At 52.1% G+C, this 23,963-nt stretch carries 28 protein-coding genes; 6 read left to right on the top strand and 22 right to left on the bottom strand.

Translation table 11 applies throughout. The features are described from left to right. Nucleotides 1–3: 3 nt before the first annotated feature. The 6 genes from Ga0123462_RS11400 to Ga0123462_RS10235 all read left to right on the top strand — a co-directional run bounded on the left by Ga0123462_RS11400 (nucleotide 4) and on the right by Ga0123462_RS10235 (nucleotide 4,922). Nucleotides 4–150 (top strand): hypothetical protein, encoded by a 147-nt coding sequence (locus Ga0123462_RS11400; protein ID WP_157821333.1) that lies wholly within the window; start codon nucleotides 4–6, stop codon nucleotides 148–150. Next, nucleotides 147–1,742 carry a methyl-accepting chemotaxis protein gene (locus Ga0123462_RS10255; RefSeq protein ID WP_100266208.1) on the top strand — a complete coding sequence of 532 codons (1,596 nt, stop codon included), beginning with the start codon at nucleotides 147–149 and terminating at the stop codon, nucleotides 1,740–1,742. The genes Ga0123462_RS11400 and Ga0123462_RS10255 overlap by 4 nt, the downstream gene beginning before the upstream one ends. 231 nt (nucleotides 1,743–1,973) lie before the next feature. Beyond that, the gene (locus Ga0123462_RS10250) at nucleotides 1,974–2,207 is read left to right on the top strand and encodes a hypothetical protein (protein ID WP_100266207.1); all 234 of its coding nucleotides are present in this window, start codon (nucleotides 1,974–1,976) and stop codon (nucleotides 2,205–2,207) included. Between the two features lie 19 nt (nucleotides 2,208–2,226). Beyond that, a complete protein-coding gene (locus Ga0123462_RS10245) occupies nucleotides 2,227–2,685 on the top strand; it encodes a response regulator (protein ID WP_157821332.1) in 459 nt (152 codons plus the stop codon). A gap of 9 nt (nucleotides 2,686–2,694) precedes the next feature. Continuing rightward, nucleotides 2,695–4,269 carry an HD domain-containing phosphohydrolase gene (locus Ga0123462_RS10240; RefSeq protein ID WP_100266205.1) on the top strand — a complete coding sequence of 525 codons (1,575 nt, stop codon included), beginning with the start codon at nucleotides 2,695–2,697 and terminating at the stop codon, nucleotides 4,267–4,269. 38 nt (nucleotides 4,270–4,307) lie between these two features. Further along, nucleotides 4,308–4,922 (top strand): PilZ domain-containing protein, encoded by a 615-nt coding sequence (locus tag Ga0123462_RS10235; RefSeq protein ID WP_100266204.1) that lies wholly within the window; start codon nucleotides 4,308–4,310, stop codon nucleotides 4,920–4,922. A 140-nt stretch (nucleotides 4,923–5,062) separates the two neighbouring features. Here the strand turns inward: Ga0123462_RS10235 and ybgF are convergent, their stop codons facing one another. From ybgF to Ga0123462_RS10125, 22 genes are all read right to left on the bottom strand, one after another. After that, a complete protein-coding gene (ybgF, locus tag Ga0123462_RS10230) occupies nucleotides 5,063–5,866 on the bottom strand; it encodes a tol-pal system protein YbgF (protein WP_100266203.1) in 804 nt (267 codons plus the stop codon). 164 nt (nucleotides 5,867–6,030) lie between these two features. Next, on the bottom strand, nucleotides 6,031–6,780 hold the full coding sequence (fliP, locus tag Ga0123462_RS10225) for a flagellar type III secretion system pore protein FliP (protein WP_198507443.1): 750 nt from the start codon (nucleotides 6,778–6,780) through the stop codon (nucleotides 6,031–6,033). Further along, complete coding sequence (locus Ga0123462_RS10220; protein WP_100266201.1) at nucleotides 6,780–7,076, bottom strand: flagellar biosynthetic protein FliO; 297 nt, start codon at nucleotides 7,074–7,076, stop codon at nucleotides 6,780–6,782. The genes fliP and Ga0123462_RS10220 overlap by 1 nt, the downstream gene beginning before the upstream one ends. Before the next feature lie 38 nt (nucleotides 7,077–7,114). Beyond that, complete coding sequence (locus Ga0123462_RS10215) at nucleotides 7,115–7,444, bottom strand: FliM/FliN family flagellar motor switch protein (protein ID WP_100266200.1); 330 nt, start codon at nucleotides 7,442–7,444, stop codon at nucleotides 7,115–7,117. Continuing rightward, entirely contained in the window at nucleotides 7,437–8,441 is a 1,005-nt protein-coding gene (locus Ga0123462_RS10210; RefSeq protein ID WP_100266199.1) for a flagellar motor switch protein FliM, read from the bottom strand. Before Ga0123462_RS10210 ends, Ga0123462_RS10215 begins: the two co-directional genes overlap by 8 nt. Next, a complete protein-coding gene (locus Ga0123462_RS10205) occupies nucleotides 8,438–8,956 on the bottom strand; it encodes a flagellar basal body-associated FliL family protein (RefSeq protein WP_100266198.1) in 519 nt (172 codons plus the stop codon). Before Ga0123462_RS10205 ends, Ga0123462_RS10210 begins: the two co-directional genes overlap by 4 nt. A gap of 33 nt (nucleotides 8,957–8,989) precedes the next feature. Further along, nucleotides 8,990–9,730: an OmpA/MotB family protein gene (locus Ga0123462_RS10200; protein ID WP_100266197.1), complete on the bottom strand. Its 741-nt coding sequence runs from the start codon at nucleotides 9,728–9,730 to the stop codon at nucleotides 8,990–8,992. 4 nt (nucleotides 9,731–9,734) lie between these two features. Beyond that, entirely contained in the window at nucleotides 9,735–10,511 is a 777-nt protein-coding gene (locus tag Ga0123462_RS10195; RefSeq protein ID WP_100266196.1) for an OmpA family protein, read from the bottom strand. Between the two features lie 6 nt (nucleotides 10,512–10,517). Further along, nucleotides 10,518–11,282 carry a motility protein A gene (locus tag Ga0123462_RS10190; RefSeq protein ID WP_100266195.1) on the bottom strand — a complete coding sequence of 255 codons (765 nt, stop codon included), beginning with the start codon at nucleotides 11,280–11,282 and terminating at the stop codon, nucleotides 10,518–10,520. 124 nt (nucleotides 11,283–11,406) lie between these two features. Further along, nucleotides 11,407–12,795 (bottom strand): flagellar hook protein FlgE, encoded by a 1,389-nt coding sequence (locus Ga0123462_RS10185; protein WP_100266194.1) that lies wholly within the window; start codon nucleotides 12,793–12,795, stop codon nucleotides 11,407–11,409. A 38-nt stretch (nucleotides 12,796–12,833) separates the two neighbouring features. Then, entirely contained in the window at nucleotides 12,834–13,493 is a 660-nt protein-coding gene (locus Ga0123462_RS10180; RefSeq protein WP_232726444.1) for a flagellar hook assembly protein FlgD, read from the bottom strand. Between the two features lie 20 nt (nucleotides 13,494–13,513). Further along, on the bottom strand, nucleotides 13,514–15,610 hold the full coding sequence (locus tag Ga0123462_RS10175; RefSeq protein ID WP_100266192.1) for a flagellar hook-length control protein FliK: 2,097 nt from the start codon (nucleotides 15,608–15,610) through the stop codon (nucleotides 13,514–13,516). Nucleotides 15,611–15,932: 322 nt separating this feature from the next. Beyond that, entirely contained in the window at nucleotides 15,933–16,307 is a 375-nt protein-coding gene (locus tag Ga0123462_RS10170) for a hypothetical protein (RefSeq protein WP_100266191.1), read from the bottom strand. Nucleotides 16,308–16,447: 140 nt separating this feature from the next. Then, nucleotides 16,448–17,509: an SPOR domain-containing protein gene (locus tag Ga0123462_RS10165; protein WP_100266190.1), complete on the bottom strand. Its 1,062-nt coding sequence runs from the start codon at nucleotides 17,507–17,509 to the stop codon at nucleotides 16,448–16,450. A gap of 127 nt (nucleotides 17,510–17,636) precedes the next feature. After that, nucleotides 17,637–17,981, bottom strand: a complete 345-nt coding sequence (locus Ga0123462_RS10160) for a pentapeptide repeat-containing protein (RefSeq protein WP_100266189.1) — start codon at nucleotides 17,979–17,981, stop codon at nucleotides 17,637–17,639. 204 nt (nucleotides 17,982–18,185) lie between these two features. Next, on the bottom strand, nucleotides 18,186–18,575 hold the full coding sequence (locus Ga0123462_RS10155; RefSeq protein WP_100266188.1) for a PilZ domain-containing protein: 390 nt from the start codon (nucleotides 18,573–18,575) through the stop codon (nucleotides 18,186–18,188). After that, nucleotides 18,568–18,933 carry a response regulator gene (locus Ga0123462_RS10150; protein WP_100266187.1) on the bottom strand — a complete coding sequence of 122 codons (366 nt, stop codon included), beginning with the start codon at nucleotides 18,931–18,933 and terminating at the stop codon, nucleotides 18,568–18,570. The genes Ga0123462_RS10155 and Ga0123462_RS10150 overlap by 8 nt, the downstream gene beginning before the upstream one ends. Before the next feature lie 56 nt (nucleotides 18,934–18,989). After that, nucleotides 18,990–19,439 carry a chemotaxis protein CheX gene (locus tag Ga0123462_RS10145; RefSeq protein WP_100266186.1) on the bottom strand — a complete coding sequence of 150 codons (450 nt, stop codon included), beginning with the start codon at nucleotides 19,437–19,439 and terminating at the stop codon, nucleotides 18,990–18,992. A gap of 11 nt (nucleotides 19,440–19,450) precedes the next feature. After that, on the bottom strand, nucleotides 19,451–20,269 hold the full coding sequence (locus Ga0123462_RS10140; protein WP_100266185.1) for a CheR family methyltransferase: 819 nt from the start codon (nucleotides 20,267–20,269) through the stop codon (nucleotides 19,451–19,453). Nucleotides 20,270–20,274: 5 nt separating this feature from the next. After that, complete coding sequence (locus Ga0123462_RS10135) at nucleotides 20,275–21,372, bottom strand: protein-glutamate methylesterase/protein-glutamine glutaminase (RefSeq protein ID WP_198507339.1); 1,098 nt, start codon at nucleotides 21,370–21,372, stop codon at nucleotides 20,275–20,277. Nucleotides 21,373–21,383: 11 nt separating this feature from the next. Further along, nucleotides 21,384–21,749 (bottom strand): response regulator, encoded by a 366-nt coding sequence (locus tag Ga0123462_RS10130; RefSeq protein ID WP_100266183.1) that lies wholly within the window; start codon nucleotides 21,747–21,749, stop codon nucleotides 21,384–21,386. A 116-nt stretch (nucleotides 21,750–21,865) separates the two neighbouring features. Next, nucleotides 21,866–23,854, bottom strand: a complete 1,989-nt coding sequence (locus tag Ga0123462_RS10125) for a methyl-accepting chemotaxis protein (RefSeq protein ID WP_100266182.1) — start codon at nucleotides 23,852–23,854, stop codon at nucleotides 21,866–21,868. Nucleotides 23,855–23,963 lie beyond the last annotated feature (109 nt).

The raw sequence follows: 23,963 nt of genomic DNA, 5'->3' as shown, positions 1-23,963 counted from the left end.
TGCATGAAGCTGGCTGTTTATTTCCCTAAAGTTTTGGCCGGCACTGCCGATAGAGACCTGTTAATGTCCAAGGTGGTGTATGAATCCTGTGGAAAACCGGTATCCATGCATGGAAAGCTTCAAGCAGAGGGGATGGGGGGTATTTTATGAGTTTCTTTGATAACCTGTTGCAGGCTGGCAATAATCTTTCCATCAGAGCGAAGATCAATGCAACCATCGCGATTATTCTGCTGGTCAATATCAGTGTGGAGATAAGCCTCACCATTTCGGCTGAAAAAGAGCAGGCCATTGCCCAGGTTGAGGAGAACGTCTCAAATATGGCTGCCTCCTATTTTGACAGCCTTAATCTGTTGATGTTAACCGGCGGCATGGATGAGCGTGGCACCCTGCAAGGGAAGGTGCGCAACTTGCCTCATGTACTGGATGCCCAAGTGATTCGCGGAGAGGCGGTCAACAGGCAGTACGAGGGGGGGCTGGATGCTGAAAATGCTCACGATGACCTGGCTCGCCAGGCTCTGAAAGGAGAGACTGTCTCTCAGATTGTTGATGGGGGAGATAAGGGCCGTGTGTTAACGGTTGTTTCACCCTTTATTGCCACTGAAAATACACGGGGTGTCAATTGCCTGAGCTGTCATGATGTCGCATCCGGCACGACACTCGGGGCTGTTCGAATTTCCTACTCTCTGGCAGATAACGACAACCACATAGAGAATAATATGTGGAAAGCGATTGGTACCAGCCTCACGCTGTTGGCGCTGGGGTTGATCCTTATTAATCTCATATTGAATCGTATCATCATTGCCCCGATCAACAGATTTAAAGGTCGCTTGGCTGAAATTGCCGGAGGCGATCTGACCCAGCGTGTGGATGTCACCAGTAAGGATGAAATCGGTCAGCTTGGCGTTTCACTCAACAGTTTTGCAGCGGAAATCAGTGACTCTATCCGGGCCATATCCAGCAACTCCCAGACCTTGAGCGGTGCCGCTGAAGAGCTGACATCGGTCAGCCAGCAGATGGGCGCCAATGCCGAGGAGACATCGGCGCAGGCCGGTGTGGTTGCAGGCGCTTCCGAGACGATCAGCAGCAACGTGCAGACCGTTGCCAGCGGCATCGAGGAGTTGAGCGCCACTACACGTGAAATTGCCGGCAATGCCTCAGAGGCGGCCAAGGTTGCACTCTCTGCCGTAGAGACTGCTGATGTTGCCAATGCCACCGTCAGCAAGCTCAATGTGAGCAGCACCGAGATCGGTGAGATCATCAACGCCATCAACTCCATTGCGCAGCAGACAAAACTGCTGGCACTCAATGCCACCATTGAGGCGGCCCGTGCCGGCGAGGCAGGCAAAGGCTTCGCGGTGGTCGCCAACGAGGTGAAGGATCTGGCCATGGAGACAGGCAAGGCTTCCGACGATATCGCCAGGAAGATCGAGATTATCCAGTCGGATACCACAGAGGCTGTGGCGGCGATCAGCAAGATCAATGAGGTGATTGCGCTGGTAAATGAGTTCCAGAGCACCATTGCCAGTGCTGTGGAGGAGCAGAGTGCGACGGCCGGCGAGATATCCAGGAATGTCGCCGATGTGGCGCAGGGAAGCGGTCAGATCACCCAGAATATCGCTGGTGTGGCCGAGGCTGCACAGAGCACCTCAACGGGTGCCAACGACACCCTGCAGGCCTCTGCCGAGCTCTCCCGCATGGCGGCTGAACTGCAGCAGCACGTGGCCAAGTTCAAATTTGAATAGAGCGGATTGATATGGGTTGGCTGGAAGGAGGTGGCAGATGAAATGCCTTCCTCCTTGCCTGCTCTCTGTTACCGGCCATACCCTCTTTCCAGAAGAATCCTCTCATCGGTTTTCCTGAAACGGGCGTACAAAAAAATATTTTATAGTTTTATGATATTCTTCCTAAAGTTTGTTGATCTGCTGCCGATAGTCTATAAACGCAGAAGACTCTTTTGCTGAAGGAGGTTTATCATGGCTATCAACTTTCATCCCGCAGATGCGCTGATTCATCGTTTGTTGCAGCAGCAGGGAAGCTCCTTGAACCAGAGAACCTCCTCGCAGCAGGGAGGCGCCGCCGGTCCGTCAGAGAAGGTTACAATTTCCGACAGGGCCAGAGAGGCCGCTGGCAGTGAATCAGCATCCGGTACTTCAGCATCCAAATTTAAACCAAACCTGTTAGAACTCTACGGACCGCGTGGTGCCTAAAAAGAGTAATAAATGTCACTTGCTGATCATTGAAGATGATACAGCCCTGGCTGCTTTGCTTGAAGAGTATTTAAGCGCCTTCGATTATGATATTCAGGTGATTAATAACGGGGAAGCGGCAATCGAACTGTTGTCCCGCCAGCACTTTGATATGGTGTTAAGCGATATCATGCTGCCAGGCGCCAACGGCATGACCGTTTTGAAGGCAGTGGGCGGGGATTTTGTCCGAACCATTGTTGTCCTGATGACCGGCTATTCAGGGATCGAAGATGCGCTGTCTGCCGTCAAGCAGGGTGCCTATGATTTTGTCAGCAAACCCTTTCAGTTACCTGAAATGAAGATTCGGCTCGATAATGCTGCCAACTATCAGGCACTGTTAAGAAAAGTGCAGGGTGAAAAAAACTTCGACCAAGCCAACCAGAAAGCGGAGCAGCGAGCTGCGAAGATTTACCGCTCACTGCAAGCTGGCGGGCGGTAGGGGTTAGAGATGCAGAATATTGTACTGCTCGAAGATCAGGCCATGGTTCGCAACGTTATCGTTGAAACTGCCAGTGAACTATCAGACCGAATCCAGATTACATGTGCCGATAGCGTCAAAGCAGCCCGCGAGCTATTTGAACATCAGTACTGGGATGGGATGATCGCGGATCTGACGCTTGGCGATGGAGAGTCGCTGGAGTTGATATCAGAATTGCGGGAACGGGACGTTGATATCCCGATCATTCTTGCCAGCGGATTTCTATCACCTGAGAAGCTGCAGGAGGCAGGAAAACTTGGCATCGGGCATATCCTGCACAAGCCCTTTCATCCTGCCGCACTGCTTGATTGCATGGACAAGGCATTTCTCAGCTCAGGCGCTGTTTCACCACATCCTGCCGCGCCCAAATCATCCCCTCATGAGGAAACAGAGGAAGCGCCGCATCTCATGCATGGCCACCTGTTGCCTGATCTGTTTGCCATGGATCGACACCTTGGCCTTCTGTTTCGCCTGTTAAATGATATTCCCAAGCACAAAGAAGTGGCCAAGATATGCAGCAGTTCGCTGACGCTTGCGATGGATATTGTGCGCGCACACAGCGGCCTGTTGGCGCTGTATGACCGCGGTAAAAAGAAGCTTGTTCTTGCCACGCATAATGGGCTGGATACTGATGATCTGCCGAAAAACCTGGTAAACAGCTGTGGCCTGGATGCCACCCCGTTTGAACCATTGCTGGAGGGGCGTGAAGATTATATCCAGTCAGTAGTGGAAACAGGAACCTCATACAGTTGCTGGCCGGGACTCTCGGCGCATAGTTACATCGCGATTCCAATCCGACTTGAACAGAGGGCCATGGGTGTTATCTGCCTGATGGATTATCGTGAAGCATCCCTGAGCGAACAGCATAAGAATACGCTGGGGCTGCTTGTGGCCCACCTGGACACACTGCTTGATAACAGGGCAGTCCACGCTGCCCTGCAGGACAGTATGAAAGAGACCCTGATCACGCTGGCAAGCCTGCTGGAGGCCCGGGACCGATACACCAAGGACCATTCGTCCAGAGTAAGCCAGATGAGTGTTATATTTGCCACGAAAATGGGCCTGGACCAGGAGACGATCGAACTTGTCCGGATGGGTGGTCTGTTACATGATCTCGGCAAGGTGGGAATCCCTGACAGTATCCTGCTTAAAGAGGGCAGGTTTACCGACCAGGAATTTGCACGCATGAAAGCACATCCGGCAATTGGCGATGCAGTGCTGAAAAACCTTGATGGTCTTGGCAGAGAGCGCCAGGTCGTGCGCCATCATCATGAGCGCATCGATGGCACCGGATACCCTGACCAGCTCAAGGGCGACGAGATTCCGCTTGAAGCGAGAATCGTCTGCGTGGCGGATGCTATCGATGCCATGACCTCACATCGGGTATACAGAAAGGCACAGCCGCTCTCTTTCTGTGTTGAACAACTCCAACGTGCATCTGGCACGCAATTTGATAGTGCAGTAGTAGAGGTCGCCATTGAAGCCATTGAGGAGGGTCTGATTCACACTCAGGCCACGCATCAAATGGAGAAAGTAAGTATCTGAGTGGCTGCCCTCACTAAGGCCTGTTAAAGGAGAACCACATGTCCAAAGATGAAGGGCGCAAACTACGGGAGACATTCCGCCAGGATGAAGTGCTCGCCATAAACATCGAACTTTTGACATTTGATCAGTTCAGAGTGGAGATGAACAAGAGCGGCGTTGTTTCGCATCACACCCGCATGATGCAGGAGTTCATCAGCCATGAGAGTGGTTCCGATCGCTATGGCAGCGGCTTGAGTCCTGAAATAGCGGGGGCTCTCGAGGCGCTGGATCAAAAGCTGAATTATCTCATTTCTCTGCATATGGATAACAGTAGATCTAAAGACAGCAAGTTTACCCAGCAGTTTGTGAACCTGAGTGCTACCGGCATCGGTTTTTCTGCACCGGCGAGAAAGTTCAAGAAAGATGATCGTCTGAAAATAACGATGAAGCTGCCTCTGTTCCCACCCATAGAGCTGGAGTTGATTGGCAAGGTGGTTAGCGTTAAAGCCAACAAAGAGAATCTAAGTGAGGTGTGGGTCGGCGTTGCATTTCTGCAGCGCTCAGATCTCGAAGAGGACATGCTCATCAAATATCTTTTCAAGCGTCAGCGGGAAAGGCTTCGTGCCAAAGAATTGACTAGTCCAAATAAAGAAGAGCTGCTGCCCGGCATTTAAGAGTTGAAAGAAGGGAAACGGTTTCTGAAGTAATTCTCAGACATGCATATAAATTAAAGGCCGCCCTTTTGGGCGGCCTTTAATTTATATGCTGTTATCATAAGGGATGATTGCATTTATTCATGCTGGCTATGTCCGTTTTACTGCTTAAGCTTGCTGCGGGCTGTTTCAGCCTCTGAACTGGAGGGGTGCTGCCTGATTAACTGGCTATAGAGCGTGGCCGCCTCCTCATGCTGTTGCTGCTGTTCATGTATCAGACCGGCTTGCAGCAAAGCTGCTGCATGTTTTGGCGTGAATGGTTTCCCTTTATTGATCTCCTGGAATACCGCCAATGCCTTCATCGGTTCACCTTGTGCCAGCAAGGATTCTGCGTACCAGTATTTGGCTTCGCCAGCCAGTTTGTCATCGGGAAAATCGCGGAGAAAGTTTCTGAAGGCCAGGCTGGCCTCAAAGTAGTCGCCATTTTTCATCGCAAAAAATGCATCGTAATAGGCTGCTTTGGCTCTTTCATTCTGCTGCGGGGCGGGTTGCGTGGCAACCGGTTCTGGCAGAGGTTTACTCTCTGCATTGGTCTCAAATGCCTTGGCTGCAGTATTCTTCTGCGTGTTTTTTGCCGCTTTGGCTTTCGCTTTTGAACGGCTTGACTGCAGGGCCTCCAGCTCCTTTTTAAGGAGCTCCATCTGGCTGTTGATGGCTGCAAACTCATTTTGGGCATGCGTGAATTCACGCCTGTTTTCGGTCTCCAGCAGGGAGACTCTTGCCCGAAGTTTGGCTATCTCCGCATTATGATCCGCAACCGCATCAAGCCGTTGCTCTACCTGCTCTTTCCAGAGAATCTCTTTATCTTCACTGCTCTGCGATGCCTGGAAGCCTGGAATGCTCGCACATGCATTCAGCAACATTGGCAGGCTGCATAAGAGCGATAATCTTGTTATGCGGTCCATGATATCTCCTGAAATTAAGCGGTATGCTTCGACCGTTGTGGCTTGTTCATGTAAGAAAAGAGCAAGAAACAAGCCACTGTCAGACAATGCTCTGTCTTTCTGTTCTGTATGTATGTCCGTTCTGGCAAGCCGGCTTTTGAGCTATATATGCCTTGGAACGCGTGCTATAACTTGAAGCTTTGCAGCAGTGAGGCGGTGATCAGGTGCCACCCATCCACGAGCACAAACAGGATGATCTTAAGGGGTAATGAGATCATCACGGGAGGCAGCATCATCATACCCATACTCATCAGCACAGAGGCGACCACGAGATCAAGGACGACGAATGGGATATAGATCAAGAAACCAATCTGGAAAGCTGTTCGCAACTCACTGATCACAAAGGCCGGAATCAGTGCATGCATCGGGGTGGCCTCAGGATTGTCTGGTGTCTCCACCTTGGCGGCCTCAAGAAAAAGGATCAGATCCTCTTCGCGGGTTTGCGCCAGCATAAAACTTCGAAGGGGAGATTTGGCTTTCTCAAAGGCGTCAGCCTGAGATATCTCTTCATTCAGATAGGGTGTCAGAGCTTGAGTGTCAATTTTCTGCCATACGGGCATCATGATAAAAACGGTCATGAACAGCGCAAGGCCGATAAGGATCTGATTCGGAGGGGCCTGCTGGGTGCCCATTGCCTGGCGAAGGAATCCAAACACGATAAGGATTCGTGTAAATGATGTCATCATCACCAGTATTGAGGGGGCAAGGGCCAGAACGGTCATTGCCGCGACAATCTTCAGACCGGTAAACCAGTCATCCGGGTCGGCGGAGTTGCCAAGACTCATCGAGAGCGTAGGGATATCAGCAGCTTCGGCGAGTGACGGGAATATGATCAATCCCATGAGAATCAGGGATGTCAGGCGTGAGGCTGCCATCATGAGGACTCGCTTTCAGTTGCGCTTACGGTTTGTTTGTCGATGTGTCGGGAGATGGATGTCATGCCGGTTGGAGAGAGACCAATGAGATAGTGTCTGCCGTCATAGAATACCTCCACAAGGCTATGTTTTGCGTCCAGCGGCAGGCGTCTGAGTACCTTCATGTTTTCGCCGTGCTGCTTTTGCGTGGATGTCTGAAGACGGCGCAACAGCCACACCAGTCCGGCAAAAACAGCCAGGACAACGGCCAGTGCTGCCACTGACTGAACAATCGCCATCAGGAAGGGTTCGTCCATGGATTATGTCCGTAAACAGCTAAATTGCTGTCCGAAAGTCATGAGAGTGCGCGAACACGCTCTTCTGGCGTGACGATATTGGTAATGCGTACCCCGAGTTTACCGTTTGCCTTGACGACCTCGCCACGCGCAAAAATGCTTCCGTTGGCCATGATATCCACCTGTGAGTCGGCCTCCTTACCCATCTGGAGGACTGTGCCTCGGGCTATGCGTACAACCGAATGCAGCGGCAGCTTGACCCGGCCCAGTTCTACGCTTACCTCCAGTGGAATGTGCATGAGTGATTCCAGGTTGGATGGGCTGTGCTCTTTAGCTGCAATCTGGTTTTCACTGCTCTGCTGTTCAACCTCTTTAGCTTTGTCAGTCATAATCTTTCTCCGGTTCAAGTTTAATCGTGTTTAACACTTCGGCGGCAAGCATCCCATCCTGCTGTCCGGGGTTGGCGAGGAACGATGGATATTTATCAATCCACAGCTTGGCGGGCTCTCGCTCCGGAATTTTTAAGGGGAGAAAATCACCGGTTTTATAATTCAAAAAGTCCTGTATCCGAATCGTACAGCGCCCAAGTTCAAGCCTTAATTCAATCGGTGAACTGAGAATGCTGCTTTTCAATTGGCTGATCCACTCTTCGTCAATACTGGCCGTTTGTTCGCGTGCCTGAGAACGCATGGTGATCAGCATGGGCTCAAGAAATGAGAATGGATAGCAGAGAGATATCTCGCCGCGCACTGCTTCGCCAAGTACGATTACATTGGTGACCGTAAAGCATAACTCATCTTCGGCGGTCATGAGCAGATTCATTGGGTCCAGGTCGATCTGTTTAAGCTCGAAATCCAGTTTAATGATAGGGCTCCACAGATCCGCCAGCATGGAGGCTGTTGTGGAGGCGATTCTTCCAGCCAGTTTAAGCTCCAGCGGCGTCAACGCGGTCTCTTCATCCGGAATCACTTCTCCGCTTCCGGAGAGCAGGGCATCGATATAGGAGACAACCAGGGCCTTATCAAGCACGACAAGCATGCTGCCAGCTCCGGGAGACTCCATGGTGAAATAGACACGGGGCTCATCACTGTCCAGCACTTCAAAATAACTGCTCTCGGTAGTCTCCTTGAAAAAGACCGCAATGGCGTTGGTGAAATTCATTCTCCAGCTTGCCAGCAGTGCCTCAGTGAACCTGTCATGCATCTGGGAAAACCTGGGGTAGTCATTGAGTCCGCTCTTCTCTTCTTCGCGGAACTCAAAGCTGTCAACGTTCTCGGGCTGAGGCATCTCAGGGAAGCTGGCTATAAGCGCACTCGCCTCCTCATCTGGTCCGATAGCACCCAGAAGTGCCTGAATCTCGCTTTTGTTAAGAACCGGCTCGTTCATTGGGCAATCAAATCATTGAAGTAGATGTGTTTTACTGCTTCCTCGCCCACAATCAAGTTGATGCGATATGCCAGTTCTTCCTTGAGTTCATATACCCCCTGCCCACGCTCACTGCGGAGATCTTCATATCTCTTGCTGGAGAGTGTACCGAGAACAGTATCTCTGATCCTGACCTTGTATTGCTCAATCTTCATCCTGGCTTCCTCATCTGCCACTTCCAGTATGATTTTTCCGCGCAGGAAGCGGTCCTGATCATCGCCATAGATATTGACTGTAATATTGTCCATCTCGACCATGATGCCGGGTCCTGTATTTGGCGCCTCTTCTTCAGCGGGCTGTTGCGCATTCTGGGCAACGGGAATCTCCAGATTCACCAGTTTCCAGGCAATGAAGCCGCCGACCCCCAGTACAGCAAGCAAAAGGACGATGATGATGATCTGAACAAGCGAGATAGATGACTTTTTCTTCTCTTTCTGGGGCTGGCTGTCATCTTTCTCCATTTCTTTATCCGCCATGTGCAGTCTCCTTGTCAGCTTCTGATCGTGTCATTACCAATCACTCTTCCGGTTTTTTTGGTGCTTCTTGGCCGGCGGTTCGTAAAGTACAATGTCGACACGCCGGTTTTTAGCTCGACTGAACACACTGTTAAGTACGGAAACCGGCTTCGATGGGCCATATCCAACAAGTGACAGTCTGGTGTGGCTAACACCTTCTGCTTCAAGCACATGCAAGACTGATGCCGCCCGCGCCAGAGAGAGGCTCCATGCATCCGGATAAATGCTTCCGGAAGGGATGGCGTCAGAACTGGTGTGCCCCTCAACGCGAATATGTCCCGGGGTGGAGGCAAGCAGCCGTGCAAGTCGTCGCAGCATGACAATATCCTCTTCTTTCAGGCTGGCGCCGCCTTCGCTGAACAGGACTGAACTGGGCAGACTGAACATGAACTTGTCCTTGACTATGCGTGCACTAACCTTGCTCTTCCATACGCTGTTGGAGAGCATCCGGTTCGCCTTCTGGCGGGCTGCCAGCATCATCTCCTGCATGCTTACTTTCTTGTCTATGTCGACCGCTGGAACGATGTCCAGATCGGTACTGCTTCCCTGATCGAATACGGATGCGCCAACAGCCGCCTGATCGCTGATCTCTTTAAGTGTTAAATCATCCATGGTGGACATGGATACGATGAGAACAAAGAAGGTGAGCATGAGGCTGATCAGGTCCCCAAAGGTCATTACCCAGCCTTCGGTATCAACCTTCTCTGGCTTCTTCTTTTCCCTTTTGCGCGCCATCTGGTCAATGCTCCCCGGGTGGAACTTCTGCCGCAGGTGAGCTGCTCTCAAGCGCGACTGGCCGCGATTCCTGGGTGGTGGTGGGGCGGAAGCGAATGATCAGCTCTACACGCCGGTTAAGGGCTTCATTGCCGTCTGTTTCGGAGTGAGGCAGCGGTCTGGCGTCCCCCATTCCTGCAACAAACAACTTGCTCTTGGAGAGATTGTAGTTCGCCAGTTCATGGAAGACCTGCATCGCTCTGGCTGCAGAGAGCTCCCAGTTGCCCATGGCGCCTTTGCCCCTTAACGGTGTCTTGTCCGTGTGTCCCTCAATCGTGATGTCCTGTATTTCTGGCTGTATGAGTACCTTCGCCATCGCAGCGATAAACGTGCGGCTGCTTTCGGTCAGTCTGATTTGCCCCGGTTTGAAAAGAATCTGCTCCTGCATGCGAACCCTGACAGTGCTCTTATCAAGAGGAAGAACGTGAACAGCGTCACCAGCCCCCAACAGTTTGGCGACATTCGTCAGTTTTTTGGCGGTTCTTTTGGTGGCGGTATTATTGGCACCCAGCTCCCTGCTTGGCATGGAGGCATCATGTTTCTGGCTCAGGTTGGCACCAGCCGGCATGAGATTAAAGGCCCCTGCAATAGAGTTCAGGGCTTTCAGCCTCTTCTCATCAATAATGACCGACAGAGCCGAGAGCAGGATGAAGAAGGCCATCATAATCATCATCAATTGCAGAAAGAGCATATCGAAATTGCTCTTCGGATCCTCACTCTCTTTTTTGCTTTTGCGGGCCATGGTCTATTAGTCGAAACTGGAGGTGCGATCTTTTGGAGATAAGAAGCCCATCAGGCGTCGTTCCATGATGCGCGGATTCTCTCCGGCAGCCAGCGACTGGATGCCGGCCATGATAATCTCATTTACCAGCACCTCTTTTTTACTCAGGGTTTTCAGTTTTCCAGCCATCGGGAGGAAAAGAATATTGGCCATCAGGGCGCCATAAAATGTGGTCAGCAGCGCCACGGACATGGACGGTCCAATGGTTGATGGATCATCCATGTTCTGCAGCATGAGAACCAGCCCCACCAGTGTGCCTATCATGCCGAAGGCCGGGGCAAAACCGGCCAGTGCCATAAATATTTCTGCGCCCAGAGCATGGCGGTCAGAGATTTTTTCCGTTTCACCATACAGGATGTCATCAATCACATGGGGCTCCTGCCCGTCTATGGTCATCTGTACGGCTTTTTTCATGAACTCGTTGTCGAGTTGGTCAACTTGCCCTTCCATGCCAAGAATCCCGTCCTTGCGAACGACCTGGGAAAGCTCGATGAGTTGAGCAATAGTTGACTTCGGATCATGTACTTTTGATATGAATGTTTTCAGGCCGACGGCAACGGCTCCAATCACCTCTTTTAGCGGGTAGTTGATCAGTGTGGCCCCTATGGTACCTCCAACTACGATCAGCATTGACACAACATCGACAAACGATGCAAGTGAACCACCCATCTGGATAGCTGTAATAACTAGGCCAATTGCAGTGACCAGGCCTATAATAGTTGCGATATCCATTTCTGCTCCTTACTGGGAAGAGATTATCCGGCTACTACGTATGTTACATCCCTAGCAAGAAGCGTGCACATATAAAATATGCATAGCGGAGTGAGGCTTTAGCCTCACTCCGCTATGGCATTAATTACCGTTTCAGTGTCATCAATGAGCTGAGCATCTGGTCTGTGGTAAGGATGGTTTTAGAGTTTGCTTCATAGCCACGCTGGATGACGATGAGTTTTACAAACTCGTTGCCAAGGTCGACATTTGACTGCTCAAGCGCGAAAGGTGAAATGCTGCCCATGCCGCCATTACCGGGTTTTTCCAGCACAGGTTTTCCGGAGGCAATGGTTGCTCCCATCATGTTGTTGCCCAGTTTGCTGAGTACCGCCTCATTGGGGAATTTAGCCAGGGCCACCTGGAACAGAGGGCGGCGCTCGCCATTGGTGAAGATACCATTGATTCGGCCGGTGCTATCAGTCTCCATATGATCAAGGAAACCAGCGGCATAACCATCGGCATTCATGAAGCGGGTAGCACTTTGGCCAGCCAGCTGCAGTGCGCCGTCAAGGCCCGTGCCGGTGAATCCGGAGGCATCTACGGTTGTCGCGGAACCAAAGTTGAGTGCGATATTGCCAGCTGCAGCAGATTTCCATGCAGCGGTAATGGCAGGGGCAAATTCGTTGACCATTGCACCATTTGCAGGGTCAAATACCAGCGACTGCGTGCCAGGAGCAGAAGTTGCTGGTGGCCCGGCAGTAATGGTGGAGATTGAACCGGCACCACCACCAAGCTCGAACGGGACTCCGGCGGTGCCACCCGTCACATCTCCGCCATCTACAGTGACATGCCAATCCCAGACAGCATTGCCTGTCACCGCTTCCACACCTGTTTTAACAAAGTAGAGGCTCAGGTTGTGAAGGCTGCCCAGTGAATCATACACGGCTACATCTGCTTTAGAGTTATATGTGCCCGGATTGGTGGGGTCGAATGCCGCCGGGGCGATGGAGCCAGCAGTGGCATCGAGATTGACGCCCACATCCACCTTCGTTGTTGGACTTGCATTGGCAGAGACGTTGGCTGCGGTAATGTTTGTTACGTTACCCTGAGGGTTGCCCGCTGCATCCAGAGCCCAGCCCTGTACCCGGAAGCCCTGGCCGTTAATCAGGTTCATGTCGGAATCGATAATGAATGCTCCGGCACGGGAGTACTGTGTCTGGCCGCTGGCAGGATCCTTCAGCACGAACATGCCCGAGCCATTAATGGCCATATCTGTGGCACTGGTAGTACTCTGAACACTTCCCTGTGCCTGATCCCGCGTGATAGCGCCGATGCGCACGCCGTTGCCAACCTGGTTGGCGATATTGGAACGGGAGACGTTAACCGTCTGCCCCAGTACATCGGCAAAGTTCACATTCTGTGATTTGAAACCAAGTGTGTTGACGTTGGCAATATTATCGCCGATTACGCGGACGCCTTCTCCAAATGCTGTAAGTCCGCTTGCTCCAGTGAATAGTGCGTTATAAATACCCATGTTATTTCTCCTTTAGTAATTGATTATATATTGTCTGGTTATTGGATTTCTCTGATGCTGGCCATGCTGACCGGTGTATCACCGACCATAATATTTACACCCTCAGGTGTGAGGCGGACGGCTGTAACCTGTCCCCTAATGCTGGTGTTGGCAGGAACGGGCTGGCCTGTGCTATCCGTAGCTGCGATTTTAACAATGTAGTTGTCGGGTCTGGCGGTAGAGCCCGCGTCGGTCTTGCCATCCCATGTAAGGTTGTTGATTCCTGCAGGCAGGGCGCTGCTGTGCATGGTGCGCACAGTTCTGCCGACACTGTCGACAATCTGGACATCGGCTGCTGCGGCACCGCTCTGCAGGTCAGCCGAGAACTGCACAGGTGTGCTGCCATCAAATGTAAATGCGCTTGAGTCAGCTAAGACCTTATGTCCCAGATAGGAAGAGGCGGTAGCCATTTCCGAGTTGCCAGACTGTGAATTGGCCAGCATCGATTCCAGTAATTTGTTCGTGCTGATCTGCTGCTCAACCATATTGAACTGTGCCAGTTGAGTTGACTGTTGCGCAGCATCCTGAGGCTTCAGGGGATCCTGATTCTGCATCTGTGCAACGAGAATCTTGAGGAATATGTCCTTTTGTCCCAGGTCATTGCGTGACGAACTTCCTGCGGCTGTTACTTGACTGTTTTGTGCGGCACTTACCTGCATCATTCTCTCCTGTTCTATCTCTAAATTCGAATACTTAAGCGGCCATTTGCTGCTGCTTCAGGACGGTTTTCATTACTTCCGGGCTGCCCGGCTGTCATGGTTCCGTGGTCCGGGTTTCGTCTATGTCCGGCTTGCCGGTTATCTTGATGCTGTTCGGAAGACTCCATCGAAAAGCTGTCCATATTGAGTCCCTGATCGGCCAAAGCCTGACGCAATGCGGGCAGGTGCTGCTCTATGGACTGTCTGGATGTGGATTGCTCAACCACAAAGTGAACCTGAATCTGCTTGTTTACATCGCTGTCCAGGAACACCTGTACCTTGCCAAGGTGCTCCGGAGTCAGTGTCAGTTCCAGTTGGAATTTCCCCTGACCTGCCGCTTGGCCAACTTGCTGCATGGCTGCTGCAACTGTTACAGGGGTGGAGCCCATGAGCTGTTGATTTGGCTGATAAAAAGAGCGCGTCAATGACGATGTCGCTTCCTGGCCGCCAATCTGAAACATCTGGCTGTTGCCGGTGTCAATTGCGTGATGGGCTGGTCTGGAAAAGCCTTCACCCTGAACCACAATTTCTTTCATGCTGGTGGTGAAGGATTCGGATGGCGCTACGGCTGGCTGCCTGATCTGGCTGGCATTGGCCTGCGATGGCGATGTTTTGGCTCTGGACGCATGTTCCAGGTTGATTTTACGAATCTTCACAAAGCTGTTTGTAGAGGCGCGCTGTTGCTCAGGCAGGTTTGCCATAGCGATCGCTTCTGTTTGAGCGGGCATGCCCTTTTCTGGCTGCATGCTGTTGCTCATCTGCTGCATCGCTGCCCTGGTGCTCGCAACGAGCGGCTCATTTGCAGGCTTCTCTGCTTTTGTTGCAGCGCTCGGGTTCGACTTCCTTCCGGGTGTGGCGGCGGCTTGCCTCTCTTCGACATGGGTCGCTGCGACATGCACGCTTTCACCCCTGGTCCTGCTCCTGGCAGGCCGGGCTGCTTCCACCTTGCTGCTGGCTGCAACCTCATCCGTATCATCGCCATGTGTCGCAGGGGTGGCTGCCGTTTCTGAATGAACTGCAATCTTTGCAGGCTGCTCCATGTTCGCCTTCGCTGACGCGGCCGCCTTTGCCATATCTGCAGTGCGGGTTGCAGACACATCCGCTGCGTCAACCTTGGCGCTGTTCGCTGCAGACTGCTCCATGTTTGCCTTCGCTGACGCGGCAGTCTTTGCCATATCTGCAGTGCGGGTTGCAGACACATCCGCTGCGTCACCCATGGCGCCGTTCGCTGCAGACTGCTCCATGTTTGCCTTCGCTGACGCGGCAGCCTTTGCCGCATCTGCAGTGCGGGATGCAGACGCATCCGCTGCGTCAACCTTGGCGCTGTTCGCTGCAGACTGCTCCATGTTCGCCTTCGCTGACGCGGCAGCCTTTGCCATATCTGCAGGGCGGGTTGCAGAGCCTTCTGCTGCGTCAACCTTGGCGCTGTTCGCTGCAGACTGCTCCATGTTCGCCTTCGCTGACGCGGCAGCCTTTGCCATATCTGCAGGGCGGGTTGCAGAGCCTTCTGCTGCATCACCCTTGGCACCGCCCTTCGCAGACAGATTGATATCCGCCTTGGCTGGAGCGGAAGCTTTTGCTTCGGTGGTGCCAGTGGCCGCTGACCACGCTGTTGTATCTGTTTTGTCGGCGATCTTTTCTGCCTGCTTGTCACCTATCTTGAGTGTGGCGGAAACTTTTTCTTCGGCCACTTCACTCCCGAGGTTGCGATTGGAAGCAATCAGCCTGGTTTCAGCGTTGTTGCTGTTTCGGATTTCAATACCGGCTTCTGCTGTAATAAGATCTGAAGACTCTTTCTGCTCAGGGGTGTTCTTTTTTGCTACCGCTTTTCCTGCAGCTGCCGAATGAACACCGGAGCTGTCGGATACTGATGCATCAGCGGTGATCTCCTTGGTGTTAGCCGCTGGCTTGAACAGCTTTTCTGTGCCGGCGTCATGGTCCGCATTGGATTTGCTTTCAATGAGTGCAATCAGTTTGGCAAAAACACCTTTGCCGCCAGATTTGGCCAGACCACTGGCAGGCTGCAGTGCTGTTGAAGCTGTTTGCGAAGAGACGGGTGCTGTGATTTTCTGATCCATGCCATCTTAAGAGCATGCGGTGTGCCATATTATTTTATCATATAAAACAACAACTTACATGTATGCGGGGCGATCTGATCAGGCAATAAATGCCTCTGTACGGCAACTTTTTCCTCAAGCGGGGTGAATATATTGCCTCTGATGTTGTTCGTACCATGAGGCGTACATACGCAATCACTCCCTGGGCACTTTTGCCTGCAGGGTTCTATTTAAACGTGGGTGAACGGAATCTGGAAAAGAGGGGGGTATCTCTTGGCGTGGTCTGGCGTGGGGTTGGAAGTGTTGGCTTATTAATAGCGCAGAAAGGAAAGAGGGGAGTGTATTAGAGTTTCCAGGACTGCAGTCTGCTGGTTTCAACAGCAATAATGGCATCAGCATCCCTCAGGCTGTCAGAGTCTGGCAGCCCCTGCTTCAGGCGATCGCGCAGAAGGTTGAGGGAGTTGGCAATTTCTTCAGATGGCTGCCCGCTGCTCTGGATCTGTTCCAGGGCTTGATCCAGGATAAGGGCTGCATCTTCAATCAGGTGTAGCGTGTTACTGCTGTCTTTTGTCTGTTCATCGGGATGGCTGCCGCCAGTCTCAGGGTGGATTCCATCGATTGTGGTATGCAAGACATCCTGAAACCTGCTGCCTTTCAGATCTGACTTCTTCACCTTGGCGGCGTTGACTCTTCCGGGATTAGTACCGTGAATTTTCATTACAACTCCTTTATGCGTGCTGGAATCGATTTATCAGAAGCAGCTGCAGCGCATCTTCGGATAGCCAGAGTGGGGATCTGTTCATACGCTTCCTTACGCAATAATCAGGCCAAAGTGACATGGTTAATTCCACCGGTTGATTACTGAACCTGTTTGATGGCAGTGCGTGGCTGCTGTGTGGGTGTGATCCAGGCATCCTTGTAGCCAAGACCATGGACGACACTATTCAGGTGCGCCGCGGCATCTTCTTTCTGCTCAAACCAGCCAACGCGCAGTTGATGGAAGGTTTCGCCACGCACCTTCACAGTATGTTTCTCAGCCTGAAGGCCACGCTCTAGTAATACTGCCAGCTCTTTGTCAGCCATGGCCTCATTCTTTAATGAGGTGATAACGACCCCCCAGCCCTGCTTGCTGTTGCCTGCCGCTCTACTGGCCGATTTAGATGTAGAAGGGGAACTCTTTGCCACAGGGGTTTTGCTCTCAGGTTTTGTGGTCTTCTCTGCAGGCGCGTCCGCAGTTTCAGCATTTGCAGTGCTCACGACTTCCTGTTGGGGGGGTGTCTTGTCTGTGCTGATTGCGGAAACAGCTGTCGTTTTTTCTGAATCTATGCTGTTCTGTGCAGGTTCTTCACTCACAGGCTGTTTCAGAGCATTGATCGCCTCTCTGTTTTCCATGATTTGCGATGCCAGTTGCATGAGTATGTCCTCACTCTCCTGATCCGGCAGGCCATTTGCCGCCTGATTCGGGTCGATAGCAAGGCTGTTGTTCATGCGGGCCTCCATCTGCCCGACCCGGCTCTTTAAATCATCAATTTTCTGATTTGTCATCCAGATCGATGCGGTGAAGCCGGTAGCTGCCAGGATGATGACAGCCATGACAACCCTCGAAATCCCGATATTGCCTCTGTTTTCAAGAGGGCTGGAAGATGTCGTTTTGGCAGCAGTTGAGAAGTTCATTACATCCTCTTTGTTCGGGATTATGGGCGTATCATCGGCAGTCGTGCTTTCCATGGCAGCATCATCGGCCATATCTCTCGGCTCCATGTCCGTATCCGGATCCTGAGTGTTGAATTCTTCATGCCTTTTAAGGTGCTCAAGGATCTCTTCGGTTGCTTTGGATTTTTCATAGAGAGGCTCACTCAGGGCCTGTTTCAGTGCATCCCCATCGAAGGCGTGACCATCATCTTTTCCGTTATCTGTCATGAATCCTCCAATCTTGTTGTTCCGGCATTATGCAGACCAATGAACGCACGGGCCTGACAGGCATGTTTAAATTTTCAGCGCCATTAACTGTTTAGTAAGTGGCTGTTTCGGGAGTTGCGCTGCCAGATCACCTGTAGCGCAGGCGAGTTCCGTGCGATACCGACAGCAGAATCTCATCCGGCATCAGCTCTTCCGGGAAATATGTGCCTGCTATTTTTGCACCATGCAGGCTGGCTCCTTCTAGGGTGCAGCTGCGCATATCCAGGCCTTTCAGGTTAGCAGAGCGAAAATAGGCATTTGAGAAGTCTATGCCATTGGCATGAAGCCCCTGCAAATTCGCGGAACGAAGGTTTGCGCCGGCCAGAGAAAAAACATCCCTGCCTGCCAGTAGGGTATTGACCTCTTCAACCATGCCATCCTGCAGCAATCTGCATATCTTCTTCTTTAACGGGTTATCAGTGACATCTTCCATGCTTCAACCTTGTTCTTACTGAGATAAGAACAGGTTGAGCAAATTTAATGCCATTACTTCATCTGTGCTGCACAAGCGTGGACAGGCGGGAAGATCGGGGTGAGAGAGGGGAAAGCTTGCAGAGGTAAAGCAGGCCGGCTGAGAAGGGGAGATTGGCTCTTCAGCCGGCCTGCTTTGGTTCGTTTAGATGGTTGCTCAGGGCAATTATGTGGACGAAGGCTTTTTCAGCCCCAAATGGGATTTGAGTTCATCTTCGACCTGTGAGCCATCTCTGGCATTCATGAGCACCAGATTGCGCAGATGTCCAAAGCTGTCCAGATCAATTTCAGAGATCTCAATACTGATGCCATCCTCAGTAGAGCGAATCACCTTCCCGTTGGCTTTGATGCAGAGCGGACTCTCCCTGGATTCGCCAAGAAAACATTTTACTTCGCATTTGCTCTGCTGCGGCAACGTTTCATCGCACAGTATCCGTACTCCGCGCATGCTGACATCGACAAGCCGGCCACTGAGAACCTTATCCGCACAAATGACCTCGGCATCAATGTGGGTCTCGACACGGGAAAAGTCGCGTCTGTTACCAGTGTCAGCCATTCAGGGTCGGACCCAATTCAGTCTGGAATGACTGGGCTGTGAAAGGTTTGGTGATCAGGAAACTGGCACCTTCCTCCATGGCGGTATCACGCATTTTTGGTGAACCCTCCGTGGTTACAAACCCGAACAGGCCAGCGAAGCCTTCGCCCTTTAACGCCTGCAGAAACTCCAGTCCGTTCATGTTCGGCATATTCCAGTCTGAAATAATTACATCCGGGGCCCACTGATGAACAAGGTCGAGCCCTTCCTTGCCATCGGCTGCCTCTTTGGTTTCGTGATCTCCAAATCCAGCCTGGCGCAATGTACGCAACACAATCATACGCATGGCTTTACTGTCATCTACTACCAGAATTTTCATATTTCTCTCCGTTTCTTCTGTTTTATTTGAGTTTTCAATTTTCTCGGGCGGGAGTGTTAAACCCGTTCCATAATGGCCGCAATCATCGGCTCGCCTTCGCACATAAAGCCGAGCTGGGTGGTTATTCTTCCACCCGGAATCGTGATTTTGTAATCGATTCCCTCAGCTACCGATGGCAATGAAATAGTGCACCCCTGAGGCAGCAGGGTATTGATGTTGCCGGCTGTCATATTGGTGAGTTCACCCAGGGTATCCTGCATCTCCTCTTCCGAAACCTCGTCCTCACTCATGCCAAACATGGAGGCTGCAGATTTCCGAACTAGAGAATCAGGGCAGAACAGCGTTACCGCCCCCTGCCATTCACCGGCAATCTGAATGCAGCCGACCATGGACCGCTGTCCCGGTGGAAGCGCAACAACATCCTGAACCTGTTCAATTTCCAGATCCAATATGGTGGTCCAGATATCGGTGACAATCCTGTTTACATCCTCTTCATTAAAATGCATAGCCCTCTCCTTTATTTGCGCAGCTGATAGCAAACTGCACGGCCAATTAATTTTCTCTCAAATGAGTCATCCAGGTTAAACGTGGTCTCTGCCGAACCAAGAAACAGATAACCATCGGGATGCAGTTGATTGCGCACCTTGTTCAGAATGCCCCTTTTGGTTTCCTGATCGAAATAAATCAGCACATTGCGCAGAAATATAATGTCCATCTTCGGCATCATCGGCCATGGCGCAGACAGATTCAGTTTGCGGAAATCAAGCATATTCCTGATGTTGTCTTTTGCCTTCCATACTGAGCCATGATTCTCAAAATATTTGACCATCATGGTCACCGGAAGGCCGCGGTTGATTTCCAGCTGTGTGTAGTGCCCTTTTTTCGTGTAACTCAACATCTCTTCCGAGATGTCGCTGGCCGTGATGCTCACTTTCCAGCTCGGCTGTGAGTTAAAAAACTCGTTGGCGAGCATGGCCAGGGAGTAGGGCTCCTGGCCGCTGGAACAGGCTGCGGACCAGATGTTCAGGCGCTTTTTAAGCGCCAGTTTCTCTGCCATTTCAGGCAGAACGGTTGTTTTCATCGCCTCAAACGGATGGGCATCACGAAAGAAGCTTGTTTCATTGGTTGTCATGGCCTCAATGACATCGTAATGGAGCGGGCCATATGGGGTTTGCTGAAGTTTTTTGACAAATTCAGAAAGGGAGGCAAATCCCTTCGCCTTGGCGAGCGGATTGATTCTGGAGTCAACCAGGTACTCCTTTCCCGTTTCTAGCACAATGGCAGAGTTGTCATAGACCAACTTGCGGATATAGGCGAAATCGTGTTCGTTGACCATGGCTATTATTTACTCCCAAAACGTGCAGCCTGAACTCTGCGGGTAATTTCACTTCCCAGCCGATTCAGGGGAATCAACTCTTCCGACAGGCCGGCGCCGGCAACCGCGCCGGGCATTCCCCAGACCACGGAGCTCTCTTTGTCCTGGGCAATAACCTGGCCACCTGCCGCCTTGATTTTCTGGCAGCCGAGCATGCCGTCCTGCCCCATTCCGGTCATGATTACCGCCAATACATTGGCGCCATAGAGATCGGAAACGGAACGGAACAGAACATCCACAGCAGGGCGGCAGGAATTTTCCGGCGCGTCCTGATTCAGGGCGGTTTCCACCACCGCACCTTTGCGTACCAGGGTCATGTGAAAACCACCCGGCGCAATCAGTGCCAGACCCGGCGCCAGTTTGTCTCCGGCGGCTGCCTCTCTGACCTGTATGTCGGACTTCTGGTCAAGCCGGTCAGCCAGCAGCTTGGTAAACATTTCCGGCATATGCTGAACAATCACGATGGGTACCGGAAAATTCTTCGGCAACGTTGGCACCATCTCCATAAGCGCATTGGGTCCGCCTGTTGAGATGCCTATGGCTACAATATCCACCCTCTGCCGTAGCCCAGGGCGGACGCTGGCCGCAGGGCTGACTACTGGAGAGGCAACAGGCTGCTTGGCCGGAGCGGGCACAGGAGCCTTTGCAGGCAGTGCCGGGCCACGGTGGAAGAAGCCTTTGATCTTCGGTATCAGTTCGTCACGAAGGCATTGCTGTGCAGCAGCCACGCTGCCGACATTGGCCGGCTTGGTTACATAATCGTTGGCGCCAAGGGAGAGGGCATCAAGGCTCGCTCTGGCGCCGCGTTCAGTCAGTGTGCTGAACATAATGACTTTCAGTCTGGGGTGGAGTTTCCGAAGCTCTTTCAGGGTCTCCAGCCCATCCATTACCGGCATCTCAATATCCAGAGTGATCAGATCAGGCTTGAGCTTGTCAATTTTATCCAGGGCAATGCTGCCATTGGCGGCAACACCGATAACCTCAATGGCCGGATCACTGGCCAGCACATCGCTGACCATTTTCCGGATTACCACCGAGTCATCGACAACAAGAACTCTGATCATATCGCTCATCTTCAGTTCAAACCGAGAAGTTGAAGTTTTTCCTGGATCATCTCTTTGGTGAATGGCTTCATGATGTACTCATTCGCCCCTGCTTCCAGTGCCTTGATCACCTGCGACATTTCAGCCTCGGTGGTCACCATTACAATCTTCATGTCGTTATAGGCTGCATCGGCTCGAACGGCGCAAATAAATTCATATCCGTTCATTTCAGGCATGTTCCAGTCCACCAGGGCAACGTCAAAGGTGCCACTGTCCTGCAGGCGCTCCAATGCTTCCCGGCCATGACAGGCCTCGATGATCTCAAAGCCCAGGGCTTTCACGGTTCGGCCGATAATCATTCTCATCGCTTTTGAATCATCAACTATCAGAGCTCGCATATTTTTACCCCAAACTTATTTATTTTTCCGTTTCCAGCGAAGGCAAATGAACTGTCCCCTCTTCGCGCACACTGGGTTTTCTCTGAAGCCGGGGTGTATTCCGGCTTTAGCATTACTTATGCCAATTTAAACCTGGTCACATGCTGCTGCAGTTCAGCCGCCATGCGGGAGAGCTCGGCAGAGGCCTGCAGGGTGTCGTTGGCACCTGTTGAAGTACTCTGTGCAGCCTCGGCCACGCCAGCGATGTTCTGGGTGATCTCACTGCTTCCCTGCGCCACATCGGCGACATTCCTGGATATCTCGCCGGCCGTCGCACTCTGCTCCTCCACAGCACTGGCAATGGTGCTCTGGAACTCATTGATCTGCGCAATCACCTCATTGATCTTGCTGATCGCCGCCACAGCCTCTGTGGTGTCCGACTGGATGATCTCGATCTTCCTGGCGATATCGTCGGAAGCCTTGCCTGTCTCCATGGCCAGATCCTTCACCTCGTTGGCTACCACCGCGAAGCCTTTGCCTGCCTCGCCGGCACGGGCCGCCTCAATGGTGGCATTGAGGGCCAGCAGTTTTGTCTGCTGCGCAATGGAGTTGATGGCGTTGATGATCTCACCGATCTCGGTACTGCTCACATTGAGCTTGCTCACGGTGGCATTGGCTGCATCGGCAGTCTCTACGGCAGAGAGTGCAACCTTGGCCGCCTCTGAGGCATTGCCGGCAATTTCACGCGTAGTGGCGCTCAACTCCTCGATGCCGCTGGCAACGGTCTGCACGTTGTTGCTGATCGTCTCGGAGGCGCCTGCAACCACACCGGCCTGCGCCGAAGTCTCCTCGGCATTGGCGCCCATCTGCTGACTGACCGATGTCAGCTCTTCGGCGGCACCGCTCAAGGTCTGGGAGTTGCTGGATATCGCAGCGATGGTTGCCTGAAGACCATCGAGTGCATTGGCAAGGTATTCATTCATCTGGCCGACTTCATCCCTGGACTTCTCTTTGACACGCCGGGTTAAATCACCGTCAGCCATGGCGTGCAGCACATCCATGGTCTCTCTGAGCGAGCGGATAATGCCCCTGCTCGTAATCACGCCCTGAACAAGATTGAAGACCATCAGGAAGGCAACGAGGATGACAATCCTCCATAGCTGCCCTGATGATTCAGATGCCATCACCTCCGCTTCCTCAACAAGGTCCTTGCCGATGTATGACTCCGTCTCATACAGGCCGGCGATCTTTTGGCTCATAACCCGGTACCACTGTTCCGGATCCACACCAAAATGGCTGTGCTTACTGCGTGCCATTTCATGAAGCTTCTCAACCTCTGCGGCGGCAGCAGCGACGGATGCCCCTCTCATGTTGTTGTGGAGTGTCTCAGCAAAGGCAACTTCGCCAATTTCGGTGAACAGCTTCTCATAAACGTGCTGCTCGCCGATCAAGGTAACCAGTTCATCATGCTCTTTCTGTTCGATGACATCAGCAGAAAAGACTGAGATTAAGGTATCCCTCTCACTTGCCGCAAGCTCTTTCAGAGAGAGGAAGGTGAGGTAGCCGGCACTCATCATGGAGAGGGCGGCGCTGATCGTCAGGTCAGGGTCATAGGCGGACTGCACAGCCATGGCAACCAGGTGTAATCCATCACTGTTGGTCTTTTTATACCACGCTCTCTGTTCCTCTGCAGTAATATGGAAGCCATCCACCTGGGAGCGTTTGCTGCTCAGGTTTCCTAGATTACTCATGTAGCTCTTGAGCGCGGCATCCCCATCAGCAGTCAGGGCAGCATGATCGAGAATCTCTGTGTACTCCCTGAGTTCATTGAGGGCTCGGTCGGTCTCTGTACGCTGGCTGCGTAAGATGGTACTGAATTTGGCACCCTTGGAAGCGAGAAAACCTGCGCTGGCACTGCGCTCCTTCTGCATCTCATGCATCAGGTTGCCAACTTTCACATTCAGAATAGATGAACTCTCAAGCAGATGCAGGCGCTCTACCTCATCCCATTTCGAGCTGGCCATCATGATAGCCAGAATCAGTATGCCGAGCATCGGTAACCCGAGCAGCATGCTGAGTTTTGTATTGATCCCCAGATTGCCGATAAAAGTTGTGACGAATTTCATGCTGATGTTCCTTTTCTGTTTGGTTTTTTATGTTCGGCGTTACGGAAGGTACCAGAGGTCTCGTTGCCACCCTGGCCTGATACATAAGCCGGAAGTTGCGCCGGCTTAT

It is taken from the genome of Mariprofundus ferrinatatus (assembly GCF_002795825.1).
In the GTDB taxonomy this organism is placed as follows: Bacteria; Pseudomonadota; Zetaproteobacteria; order Mariprofundales; family Mariprofundaceae; genus Mariprofundus; species Mariprofundus ferrinatatus.
This window is presented reverse-complemented; position numbering and strand designations above follow the sequence as displayed.